This window comes from Streptomyces endophyticus (assembly GCF_035798155.1).
In the GTDB taxonomy this organism is placed as follows: Bacteria; Actinomycetota; Actinomycetes; order Streptomycetales; family Streptomycetaceae; genus Streptomyces; species Streptomyces endophyticus.
The window spans coordinates 60,888-72,518 of record NZ_JAOZYC010000145.1 but is presented as its reverse complement, the minus strand read 5'-3'; the positions used below and the strand labels follow the sequence as shown (position 1 = coordinate 72,518).

Sequence of the window (11,631 nt, the reverse complement as noted above, 5' to 3'; positions counted from 1 at the left end):
CGCACCGCAGGCCCCGGCCCCGGCGCCCGGCCCCGCCCCGCAGCAGTCGGCACCGGCCCCCAATCCCACGCCCGCGCCCGCCGCACCGGCCCCGGCCCCGGCCGGCGGTCCGGACCCCCGCATGCTCTGGCCGAACATCCTGGAGGCGGTGAAGAACAAGCGCCGCTTCACCTGGATCCTGCTCAGCCAGAACGCGCAGGTCACGGGCTTCGACGGCACCACACTCCAGCTCGGCTTCGTGAACGCGGGCGCCCGTGACAACTTCGTGAGCAGCGGCAGCGAGGACGTACTGAAGGCGGCCCTGTCCGAGCAGTTCGGGGCGAACTGGAAGATCGACGCCGTCGTCGACACCTCCGGCGGAGGCGGCGCACCCCCGCCGCCCGGCCCCGGCGGCGGATACGGCGGAGGCGGTGGCTACGGCGGAGGTGGCTACGCCCCCGCGCCCGCCCCGGCACCGGCGCCCGCCCCTGCCCCCGCGCCCCAGGCCCAGTCCTCGTCCCAGTCGTCCGCCCAGCCCGCTCCGTCCAGAGCGGAGCCCGCCCCGGCCCCCGCTCCTCAGGAACCGCCCCGCCGCTCCGTATCGGTGGAGGACGACATCCCGGAGGACGACGACCCGGACCTGGACGAGAACGCGCTGTCGGGCCACGACCTGATCGTCCGCGAACTGGGCGCGACGGTGGTCGAGGAGTTCACGAACGAGTAGCGCGGGCCGTTGCCCAGGGCAGGAAGCTGGAGGAACCCACAAACCCCCGCCCCTCCCGCCTTGAGCGGCCCGTACAAGACCACCCCGGTCGTGCGGATAGGCTGACCGGCGTGAAGGTCCTCGTCATCGGCAGCGGCGCCCGCGAACACGCCCTGTGCCGCTCAATGTCCCTCGATCCCGACGTCACCGCCCTGCACTGTGCTCCCGGCAACGCAGGCATCGCCGAGGTCGCCGAGCTGCACGCGGTCGACGCCCTCGACGGCGCGGCGGTCACCGCCCTCGCCCAGAAGCTGGAGGCCGGCCTTGTCGTCGTCGGACCCGAGGCGCCCCTGGTCGCCGGGGTCGCCGACGCGGTCCGCGCCGCCGGCATCCCCGTCTTCGGCCCGTCCGGCGAGGCCGCCCAGCTGGAGGGCTCCAAGGCGTTCGCCAAGGACGTCATGGCCGGCGCCGGCGTCCCCACCGCCCGCTCGTACGTGTGCACCAACGCGGCCGAGATCGACGAGGCGCTCGACGCGTTCGGCGCCCCGTACGTCGTGAAGGACGACGGTCTCGCCGCAGGCAAGGGCGTCGTCGTGACCGACGACATCGAGGAGGCCCGCGCCCACGCGAAGGCCTGTGAGCGCGTCGTCATCGAGGAGTTCCTCGACGGCCCCGAGGTCTCCCTCTTCGCGATCACCGACGGCACCACCGTCGTCCCGCTGCAGCCCGCCCAGGACTTCAAGCGCGCGCTCGACAACGACGAGGGCCCCAACACCGGCGGAATGGGCGCCTATTCGCCGCTCCCGTGGGCCGACCCGAAGCTGGTCAGCGAAGTCCTCGACACGGTGCTCCAGCCGACGGTCGACGAGATGGCGCGGCGCGGCACCCCGTTCTCGGGCCTGCTCTACGCCGGTCTCGCGATCACCAGCCGCGGCGTCCGCGTCATCGAGTTCAACGCCCGCTTCGGCGACCCGGAGACCCAGGTCGTCCTGGCCCGCCTCAGGACCCCGCTCGCCGGTGTCCTGCTGGCGTCGGCCGACGGCACGCTCGCCGACCTCGAGCCGCTGCGCTGGAGCGAGGACGCGGCCGTCACCGTCGTCGTCGCCTCGCACAATTACCCCGACACCCCGCGCACCGGCGACCCGATCACCGGGCTCGACGAGGTGGCCGCGCAGGACGCCCCGAACGCGTACGTGCTGCACGCGGGCACCAAGCGCGACGGTGGGAGCGGCGCGGTCGTCAGCGCGGGCGGCCGCGTGCTGTCCGTCACCGCGGTCGGCGGCGACCTGACGCAGGCCCGCGAGCGCGCGTACGCCGCCGTGGACCGCATCGGCCTCGACGGCTCGCAGCACCGCACGGACATCGCCGCGAAGGCGGCTTCGGGCCACTGACAGTGACCGGTTCCGGGCAGGCCACACCCTCGCCTGCCCGGCGCCCGATGTCACCCACCTCTGCCCAAAGCCATTCCATCGAGTGACCGCTGGCCCAACCGGCTGACGAGGCCGGAACCCCCAACTAAGGTGCGGCGCACGGAGTTACGGCACCCGTGCGAGCCGCGCAGAACCAGACGGACCACCGGCATTGCGATGTCAGTGGCGGGTGCCATTGTGGGGGAGTGAGCAACGCCACCAGAGCTCTGCCGTGGGCCTCGGCCCCTGGCTGGGCACCAGGCAAGGGCAGCAGGGGGTGACATCGGTCGTGTCCGGTATGGGTGTGGAGATGGGTGCGCAGAGTGCGCGCGCCCGAGCCCTCGCCGTGCTGCGCATCCGCAGCAGGGCGACGGCCATCGCGCTGCTTCCCGCAGCAGCTTCCGTGGTGCTGCTCGCGGGTGGCACCACCGGCCATCTGACGGGCGGGGGCTGGGACGTCGCGCGCGTCGTCGTGAGCGCGATCGCCCTCGTCGTCCTGATCGCGGCCGCCGCCGTCGCCCTTGTCGTGGCGCGCGCCCGCCCGGCCGTCAGCCCGACGATCCCGATCGCCGAGAAGACCGCCCCCGATCTGTACCGGCTGGTGCGCGATCTGGCCGACCGGCTCGACGTTCCGGCGCCCTCGGCGATAGCGCTCACCCCGGACTGCGACAGCTGGCTCGAGGACCGTACGCATCCGGCCCACGGCCCACCCGCGCGCGGCGCCCAGAGCGCCGCCCCCGGGCGGAGCGCGGCGGACGGGGCCGGTGATCCCAAGGCTCCCGCCGCTCCCGTCCTCGTCATCGGATCCCCGTTCCTGTGGTGGATGCGGGTGGGTGAGCTGCGTGCGGTCCTGGCCCCGGTCGTCGCCGGTACGGGCCCTTCGGCGCACCCCGACATAGCGGCGGCCCGGCGCTTCATCCGTGGCCTCGACGCGGCGGTCGCGGTCTCCTCCGCCGACGGCCGCGGGCCGGTGGCCCGCGTCGTGCTCGGCGGCATCGGCCGGGTCGCCCGGCTGTTGCTGACCGGTTGCCGGGTGCACGCCGCGGAGATGGAGCGCGGCGTCGCCGCGGCCGCGGCCGAGCGCGCCCAGGCGGTGGACTACGGCCTGCGGATCGTCGCCCAGGAGCAGGTCGGGCTCGCGTACGCGGGCTGGGACCGGCTGCTCACGCGGGTCGCGCTGCCCGCCTGGCGGATGGGCCGCTGGCCCGCCCGGCTCGACGCGGGCGTGGTCGCGGCGCTGACCGAGCTGTCCCGGCGCGATCGCCTCGCTGCGCAGAACGGGACCTTCGCGGCACGGCTCGGCGAGCGCCCCGCGTGCGACCTGCTGGAGGAGCCCGGCACCGTCGACGAGGCGGCGTCCCTGCTCGCCGCCCGCCTCTTCCACGGCGGACCCGCCGAGCGGGGCCCGGACTGGGCGCCGGTGGACTGGCAGGAGTATCCGGAGGAGGTCGTGGACCGCAAGTGGCGCATGGACGCGGCCCGTCTGCACCGGGTGCTGGACACCTTGGGCGTAAGGGTTCCCTCCGGGGGTGCGGAGGGGCCGACGTTGGCCCGCGTTCTTGACCACCTCGCGGTGGCGCCGGAGGAGCGGGCGGCCTCCGAGCACACGCCTCAGGACTCCGCCCCGGACCCCGACCCCGCCGGCTCTGGTCCCGGAGCGGGGCTTGAGGTGGCCGCGCCCAGCGCCGAGGCGCTCGATGTGGTCGACCCGGACGAGCCTCCTCTCGACCCGCTGTCCGCCACCCTCGCCGCCGAGGTGGCCCGTGAGGAGAGTGCGCGGTCCGCGGAGGCCGGTCCCCCGGCGGGGCAGGGCGGTCCGGACGGGGCACTGTGGGACGAGGGCGCGCTGCCCCTGTTCCCGCTGCAACCGCCGCGCACCGGGCGGGAGTTGCTGGCCGACCACGTCACCGCGATGGTCTGCTGCGCCGCCGTGGACACGGCGGGCGCGGCGCCGGGCCTGGACTGGCTCGACGGCCCGTCGCTCCTGGTCGACGGAGAGCGGACGGCCGACCTGACCCCCCGCGTGCTGAGCCTGGTGGAGGACGGTGACGTGGAGCCGCTCAAGGACTGGCTGACCCGCCGGGGCGTCCGCGCGGAGAAGCCGGTGCGCCTCGTGTGAGGTGCCCCGCCCGGCCCCCTGCCTCCCCAACTACCCCAACTCCCGGAAATCCGGAGGGAACCGTTCCACTCTCGCCAATTCGCGACGAACGGTGACGGAGTGCGTGCGTAATGTGATGTGCTGGGATCGGTCGCTGACATGAGGCCGTGAGTGAGGCCGTGAGTGAGGCTCGGGGGAGCGAGGGAGGGGAGCGGGCATGGGGTCGGACCGGGAGGGGCACCCGAAGGACCTGGCGAGCAACGACATGCCCCCGCCCCGCGCACATACGCCCCGCTGGGAATCAGGCGCGCTGGCGCACGCGGTGACGGACCCGTTCGGACAGGGACCGCTCCCCTGGCTGCGCGGAAGTGAGCACTATTTCGACGACACCGGACATGTCGTTCCCTGGTACGTCGACCCTGTGACCCGGCCCGGCGTTCCCGACATCCCGGCCCCCCGCACCAGCGGCCCCCGCACCGCCGACGACGTGCGCCGCCAGATCAAGGGCTTCACCTCGACCGGCGCTGCGGCCCCCGGCGAGGCGATCGACTTCCACATCACGGTGGACCCGCCCCAGCAGTTCACCGTGGACGTCTACCGCATCGGCCACTACGGCGGCGACGGCGCCCGCAAGATCACCACGAGCCCGCGCCTGTCCGGCATCGTCCAGCCGGCCCCGCTGACCGCTGACCGCACGGTCTCCTGCCACCACTGGTGGCTGTCGTGGCGGCTGCAGATCCCGTCGTACTGGAATGTCGGCGCGTACGTCGCCGTCCTCACGACGCTCGACGGCTACCGGTCGCACGTCCCCTTCACGGTCCGCGACGCCGAACCCGCCGACCTGCTGCTCCTGCTCCCGGACATCACCTGGCAGGCGTACAACCTCTACCCGGAGGACGGGCGGACGGGCGCCAGCCTGTACCACGCGTGGGACGACGACGGCCGGCTGCTCGGCGAGAGCGAGGCCGCGATCACGGTCTCCTTCGACCGCCCGTACGCGGGCGCGGGCCTCCCCCTGCACGTGGGGCACGCCTACGACTTCATCCGCTGGGCCGAGCGGTACGGGTACGACCTCGCGTACGCCGACGCCCGTGATCTGCACGCGGGCCGCATCGACCCGACCCGCTACCGGGGCCTCGTCTTCCCCGGGCACGACGAGTACTGGTCGGCGAACATGCGCCGCACGACCGAGCTGGCCCGGGAGAACGGGACGTCGCTCGTCTTCCTCTCCGCCAACACCATGTACTGGCAGGTCGAGTTGGGCCCGGCCCCCTCCGGCGTACCGGACCGGCTGCTCACCTGCCGCAAGCGCAGGGGCCCCGGAAAGCCGGCGCTGTGGCGGGAGATCGACAAGCCGGAGCAGCAGCTGATGGGCATCCAGTACGCGGGCCGGGTCCCCGACCCGCACCCCCTCATCGTGCGGAACGCGGAGCACTGGCTGTGGGAGGCGACGGGCGCGCACGAGGGGGACGAGATAGCAGGGCTGGTCGCCGGCGAGGCCGACCGCTACTTCCCGCGCACCTCCCTGCCCGAGCACCAGGACCGCATCCTGCTCGCGCACTCCCCGTACCGCGACAGCGACAAGGCCCGCAGGCACCAGGAGACATCGTTGTACCGGTCGCCGTCCGGAGCGCTGGTCTTCGCGTCCGGGACGTTCGCCTGGTCCCCTGCCCTGGACCGCCCCGGCCACGTCGACCCGCGGATCCAGCGGGCGACGGCGAATCTCCTCGACCGCATCTGCAAACGCGACTGACGAGACCGAGCCCACAGCCCCCGGCGAGGCCCGTGGCCAAAACCCGCCCCCATGTACGGGAGAATCAGAGGTACTCGTACAGACCCACGGGGAGGAACCATGTCCGGATTCGTCGAAAAGCCCGAGCCTGTTCAGGTGCCGGGCCTGGTGCATCTCCACACCGGCAAGGTGCGGGACCTGTACCGGAACGAGGCGGGCGACCTCGTCATGGTCGCCACCGACCGCATCTCGGCCTACGACTGGGTGCTGCCCAGCCCGATCCCGGACAAGGGCAAGGTCCTCACGCAGCTGTCCCTGTGGTGGTTCGACCAGCTCCAGGACCTGATCCCGAACCACGTCATCTCGCAGGAGCTGCCCGAGGGCGCCCCCGCCGACTGGGCGGGCCGCACCCTCGTCTGCAAGAGCCTCGACATGGTCCCGGTCGAGGCCGTGGCCCGCGGCTACCTCACCGGATCGGGCCTGGTCGAGTACAACGAGTCGCGTACGGTCTGCGGCCTCGCCCTCCCCGAGGGCCTGGAGGACGGCTCCGAGCTGCCCGCCCCGATCTTCACGCCCGCCACGAAGGCCGAGGTCGGCGAGCACGACGAGAACGTGAGCTACGAGGAGGTGGCCCGCCAGGTCGGCGCCGACACCGCCGCGCAGCTGCGCCAGTCCACCCTCGCCGTCTACAGCCGGGCCCGGGACATCGCGCGCGAGCGCGGCATCATCCTGGCGGACACGAAGTTCGAGTTCGGCTTCGACAAGGACGGCTCGCTGATCCTCGCCGACGAGGTGCTGACCCCGGACTCCTCCCGCTTCTGGCCCGCCGACCAGTGGCAGCCGGGCCGCGCCCAGCCGAGTTACGACAAGCAGTTCGTGCGGGACTGGCTGACCTCTCCGGCCTCCGGCTGGGACCGCAAGAGCGAGCAGCCGCCGCCGGCGCTCCCGGACGAGGTCGTCACGGCGACCCGCGCCAAGTACATCGAGGCGTACGAGCTGCTGACCGGCCTGAGCTGGGACGCGTAACCGCATCACCGCACAGCCACATGACAAAGAGAAAGGCCCCCGGTCCGAGGACCGGGGGCCTTTCTCAATGGAGCGAACGACGAGGTTCGAACTCGCGACCTCAACCTTGGCAAGGTTGCGCTCTACCAACTGAGCTACGTTCGCAAGCTCCGCTTGCGCGGGGCTGCTGCGCCGTGGCGCGACGCCAACTATACCCAACCTCGTTCGCGCGCGAGACGCACCGCCGCGTGCCGGTTCTCCACGCCGAGCTTCGATACGGCCGACGAGAGATAGTTCCGGACCGTCCCCTGGGACAGCGCGGCCCGCTCCGCGATCTCCGATACGGGCGCACCGTCGGCCGCGAGTTCCAGGACCTCGGCCTCGCGCGCGGTCAGCGGCGTGTCCCCCGCGGAGATCGCGTCGGCCGCCAACTCCGGGTCCACATAGCGGTTTCCGGCGTGCACGGTGCGGATGATCTCCGCGAGCCGCTGCGCGCTCACCGTCTTCGGTACGAAGCCGCGCACGCCCGCGGCGAGGGCCCGCTTCAGGTGCCCCGGACGCCCGTGACTGGTCACGATCATGGTGCGGCAGCCGGGCAGTTCGTCCCGGATCGATGTGGCCACGCTCACACCGTCGGCGCCCGGCATCTGCAGATCGAGCACGGCGACGTCCGGCCGGTGCGCCCGCGCCATGGCGAGCGCCTCGGGCCCGGTGGCCGCCTCGGCGACGACGACGAGATCGTCCTCAAGCGCGAGCAGCGCGGCGAGCGCACCCCGGATGAGGTGCTCGTCATCGGCCAACAGCACACGCACGCTCATCGGGCGCTCTCCTGCTCCTGCTCCCGCTGTGCCCCCGGTGCCACGCGTTCCTCGCGAGGCGTCAACGGCACGGAGGCCACCACTCGGAACACCCGTTCCCGCACCATCCCGGCCTCCAACTCCCCGCTCACCGCGGCCAACCGCTCCCGCAGCCCCGCGAGTCCGGACCCCTGCCCGCTCCCGGACCCCGTAGCCGCACCGGCCCCCGCCCCATCGTTCTCCACCGTCAACACGACCTCCTCCACCCTGGTCACCAGCTCCACCCGGCAGGACTTCGCGTCGCCGTGCCGCAGCACGTTCGTCGTGGCCTCCCGCACCACCCAGCCGAGCGCCGACTGCACCTCGCCCGGCAGGCCCGCCGCGGACCCGGTGACGGTGCACGCGATCCCGGCGGCACTCAACACGCCCTGCGCACCGGCCAGTTCGACGCCGAGGTCGACCTCGCGATAGCCGCGTACGACCTCGCGGACCTCCTTCTGCGACTCCTGCGCGATGCGCTGCACCTCGGTCATCTGCGCCACGGCGTCCTCGGTCCGCCCGCGCCGCGCCAACTGCACCGCGAGTTCGCTCTTCAGCGCGACGACGGACAGATTGCGCCCCATCACATCGTGCAGATCGCGCCCGAACCGCAGCCGCTCCTCGGCGACGGCGAGCCGGGCCTCGATCTCGCGGGCCCGCTCGGACTCCCACATGACGGAGAGGTTCCAGCCGCTGCACCGCGCGGTCATCATGCTGAAGGGGCCGGCCACCGCCAGCAGTGCGGCGCCGCCGATGGCCTGGCCCGTCGTCGCCCCGGCGAGCGCGAACACCCCGCCCATCACCGCACTGCCCGCGACCCACCGCCGCAGCGCCGTTCTCGCCGGCGTCGTCAGCACGTACGCGAACCCGAACGGCACCGGCACGAACAGCAGCGGCAGCAGCAGCACCATCGAGTCGCCCTTCGCCCCGTGCAGGGCGTCCACCGCGAACAGCGCGGTGACGAGGGCCAGGCCGACCGCGACGAGCACGGCGGCCGCGATCCGTTGGCGGCGCGGCACGGTGCCGCGCCCCAGGTACTGGTCGAGGGCGGCATCGACGTGCCGGTGCGCCACCACGCACTGGAGCACGCCCACCACGAGGAGGGCGAGCGCCAGCGCGTAGGCGACGGGGTCGTGCCGGAAGGCGAAGAGCAGCGGGCTCGCCGACCAGCCGAGGAACAGGAACCAGTGGACGAAGCGCAGGGTGATCCGACTCTGCAGCTCCACCCGCTCGACCTTGCTGCGCTCCCGCCAGCTCCCTCGAACCCGCACGTCGTCCCCTCTCAGCGCCGCGGTTCCCACCGGAACCACCGTCGTACAGCAAACACCGCGAGGACCAGCCAGGCCACCGCGACAAGCAGCGCCCGGATCGTGTCCGCGCCCGAGAGGTCACCGCTCCAGCCGCCTCGTACGAGGGTGAGCGCCGACGTCAGCGGCAGCAGTTCGCACACCTTCGCCAGCACGTCCGGCATGACCTCAAGCGGGACGATGCCGCCCGAGCCGAGCATCGTGACGAGCAGCAGCGGCATCGCGGCGACCTGCGCGCTCTCCACGCTGCGGCTGAACACGGTGGTGAGCGCGGCGAGCGCCACGCACAGCGGCAGGGCCAACAGCACGCCGAGTACGGCGAGTTGAGGGGCTTCGGGGGCGCCGACATCCATCACGGTCGTGACGGCGACGGCCAGGACGACGGTCTGCGCCAGGCCGATGGCGACGGAGGGCAGCGCGGCCCCGGCGAGGATCTCGGCGTCCCGCAGCTCGCCGGTGCGCAGCCGCTTCAGGACGAGCTCCTCGCGCCGTGCGGCGAACACGCTGACCAGCGCGCTGTACACGGCGAACAGGAGCGAGAAGCAGATCGCGGACGTCAGCACGGTGGCGCCGAGGCTCACCCCGGACTTCTCCAGATTCGCGTTCTTCATCGAGCTGCTGATGCTGAACGGCAGCACGAGCGGCACGAACAGCGCCGTGAACAGCACGCCCTTGCTCCGCCCCAGCAGTGTCAACTCGGCCCGCGCGAGCGCCCACAGCCGTCCGGCGGGGGTCGTGGTCATCGTCGCCGTGCTCATCGCGCCATCTCCTTCTGTCGGCTCTCCGGCCGGTCGGCGGAGCCCTTGGCCTCCCGTGCGATCCGCAGGAACGCCTCCTCCAGGGACGCGCCCCGTACGTCGAGGCGCCGCAGTTCGACGCCCGCGTCCCGCGCCCACAGGAGCAGTCCGGTCGCGGCCCGCTGGAGCTCGTCCGTGCGCAGCAGGAGCTGCCGGCCCTCGACCTCGTGGCCGGTCACCCCGAGGGAGTCCAGCGGCGGCAGGTCGCCCACGAAGTAGCCGTCGGGGAGGTCGAAGGTGATGCGCGAGGGCTGCGAGGCGACGACCTCGTCGACGCGGCCCGTGGCGGCGATCCGCCCCTCGTGCATGATCGCGAGCCGGTCGGCGAGCGATTCGGCCTCTTCGAGGTAGTGCGTGGTCAGCAGGACGGTGGTGCCGTCGGCGCGCAGCCGTCGCACCAACTCCCAGGTCTCCTGGCGCCCTTCGGCGTCGAGCCCGGTGGTCGGTTCGTCGAGGAAGAGCACCTCGGGCCGGCCGAGGGTGGCGAGCGCGAGGTCGAGCCGCCGCTTCTCGCCACCGGACAACTGCTTGACGCGCACCTCGCGGCGGCGGCCGAGCCCCACCAGCTCCAGGGCCTCGGCGGCGGGCCGGGCCCCGCTCGTGCACCCGGCCCACATGCGGACGGTTTCGTCGACGGTCAGCTCGGAGGGGAAGCCGCCCTCCTGGAGCATCACCCCGATCCGCGGCCGCACCCGGTCCCGCTCGCTGTACGGGTCGTGCCCGAGCACCCGCACCCGGCCACCGGCCGGGGCAGCGAGTCCTTCGATGAGTTCGACGGTGGAGGTCTTTCCCGCGCCGTTCGTGCCGAGGAGTGCGAAGAGTTCGCCGCGGCCCACGGAGAAGCTGACTCCGCTCACCGCTTCGTAAGCACTTTTCGTGCCGTCCCCGTACACGCGGCGCAGATCAGTGACATCGATCACGCGCTCGTTTGTGGTCATGCCTCAAGCCTTCCGCCCGACGCGGGGCGTCGGCAGTGCGCGCTGTCATCGGCTCGCATGACAAATGTCAGAAGGGCGGCGGGAACGACAAAAGCCCCGGTCCGAGGACCGGGGCTTTCGTTCTCTGAGCGAACGACGAGGTTCGAACTCGCGACCTCAACCTTGGCAAGGTTGCGCTCTACCAACTGAGCTACGTTCGCACTGCTTGCATCAGCCTACCGTACTCACCGAAGTGCTCGGTACGCGATGCAGAGCGGGTGACAGGAATTGCACACTGCGCCTTCCCCCTGGAAGGGGGATGTTCTGCTACTGAACTACACCCGCATGTACTCCGTGAGGTCCGGCCCTGCGGCCTCGCCCCTCGGCGTGCTCCAGACTTTAGCCGACCCTCGGGGGTGCAGCGCAAGTCGGTTGCCGCGAGGGGCTTCTGACCGCGAAGGACGCGCGGGCCCGCCGGCTCAGTTGGCCTCGGCGAAGGCCTCGTAGACCCGCTTCGGGATGCGGCCGCGCGGCGGCACGTCGAAGTGGTTCGAGCGGGCCCAGGCGCGGACGGCCGCCGGGTCGGGGCTCAGATCGGTGCGCTTGTACGCCTTGCCGGTCTTCCCGGAACGCTTGCGGCCCGCCTCCAGGTAGGGGGCCAGCGCCTCGCGCAGCTGATGGGCATTGGCTCGATTGAGGTCGATCTCGTACGACGAGCCGTCGAGACCGAAGCGAATGGTTTCCGCCGCTTCCCCGCCGTCGATGTCGTCAGAGAGGGTGACCACGACACGCTGCGCCACGAATATCGGTCCCTTCGTCCAGCACCCCGCTTTGACGTGCGGTGATGC

9 protein-coding genes, 3 tRNA genes and 1 pseudogene are annotated in these 11,631 nt (G+C 72.4%); 5 read left to right on the top strand and 8 right to left on the bottom strand.

All coding sequences use genetic code 11. From position 1 onward, the window contains the following. The 5 genes and pseudogenes from OKJ99_RS27910 to OKJ99_RS27890 all read left to right on the top strand — a co-directional run. A pseudogene (locus OKJ99_RS27910) lies at nucleotides 1-703 on the top strand (DNA polymerase III subunit gamma and tau); the annotation flags it as partial. Nucleotides 704-813: 110 nt separating this feature from the next. After that, entirely contained in the window at nucleotides 814-2,073 is a 1,260-nt protein-coding gene (gene purD / locus OKJ99_RS27905) for a phosphoribosylamine--glycine ligase (protein ID WP_326020438.1), read from the top strand. Nucleotides 2,074-2,401: 328 nt separating this feature from the next. Then, entirely contained in the window at nucleotides 2,402-4,210 is a 1,809-nt protein-coding gene (locus OKJ99_RS27900) for a hypothetical protein (RefSeq protein ID WP_326020436.1), read from the top strand. Between the two features lie 244 nt (nucleotides 4,211-4,454). Next, entirely contained in the window at nucleotides 4,455-5,942 is a 1,488-nt protein-coding gene (locus OKJ99_RS27895; RefSeq protein ID WP_326020443.1) for a N,N-dimethylformamidase beta subunit family domain-containing protein, read from the top strand. 99 nt (nucleotides 5,943-6,041) lie between these two features. Continuing rightward, nucleotides 6,042-6,947 (top strand): phosphoribosylaminoimidazolesuccinocarboxamide synthase, encoded by a 906-nt coding sequence (locus OKJ99_RS27890; protein ID WP_326020434.1) that lies wholly within the window; start codon nucleotides 6,042-6,044, stop codon nucleotides 6,945-6,947. Between the two features lie 68 nt (nucleotides 6,948-7,015). On the opposite strand, the gene OKJ99_RS27885 is transcribed toward OKJ99_RS27890, so the two are convergent. The 8 genes from OKJ99_RS27885 to OKJ99_RS27850 all read right to left on the bottom strand — a co-directional run bounded on the left by OKJ99_RS27885 (nucleotide 7,016) and on the right by OKJ99_RS27850 (nucleotide 11,583). Beyond that, nucleotides 7,016-7,091: transfer RNA gene (locus OKJ99_RS27885), tRNA-Gly, on the bottom strand. Nucleotides 7,092-7,135: 44 nt separating this feature from the next. Next, on the bottom strand, nucleotides 7,136-7,744 hold the full coding sequence (locus tag OKJ99_RS27880; RefSeq protein ID WP_326020432.1) for a response regulator transcription factor: 609 nt from the start codon (nucleotides 7,742-7,744) through the stop codon (nucleotides 7,136-7,138). Next, the gene (locus OKJ99_RS27875; RefSeq protein ID WP_326020431.1) at nucleotides 7,741-9,033 is read right to left on the bottom strand and encodes a sensor histidine kinase; all 1,293 of its coding nucleotides are present in this window, start codon (nucleotides 9,031-9,033) and stop codon (nucleotides 7,741-7,743) included. The genes OKJ99_RS27880 and OKJ99_RS27875 overlap by 4 nt, the downstream gene beginning before the upstream one ends. Nucleotides 9,034-9,044: 11 nt before the next feature. After that, the gene (locus OKJ99_RS27870; protein ID WP_326020429.1) at nucleotides 9,045-9,827 is read right to left on the bottom strand and encodes an ABC transporter permease; all 783 of its coding nucleotides are present in this window, start codon (nucleotides 9,825-9,827) and stop codon (nucleotides 9,045-9,047) included. Next, nucleotides 9,824-10,804, bottom strand: coding sequence for an ABC transporter ATP-binding protein (locus OKJ99_RS27865; RefSeq protein ID WP_326020427.1), 981 nt, complete (start codon nucleotides 10,802-10,804; stop codon nucleotides 9,824-9,826). Before OKJ99_RS27865 ends, OKJ99_RS27870 begins: the two co-directional genes overlap by 4 nt. Nucleotides 10,805-10,931: 127 nt before the next feature. Continuing rightward, nucleotides 10,932-11,004: transfer RNA gene (locus OKJ99_RS27860), tRNA-Gly, on the bottom strand. A gap of 52 nt (nucleotides 11,005-11,056) precedes the next feature. Next, a tRNA-Gly gene (locus OKJ99_RS27855) sits at nucleotides 11,057-11,128 on the bottom strand. A gap of 134 nt (nucleotides 11,129-11,262) precedes the next feature. Further along, a complete protein-coding gene (locus OKJ99_RS27850) occupies nucleotides 11,263-11,583 on the bottom strand; it encodes a histone-like nucleoid-structuring protein Lsr2 (protein ID WP_326020425.1) in 321 nt (106 codons plus the stop codon). Between the last annotated feature and the right edge of the window lie 48 nt (nucleotides 11,584-11,631).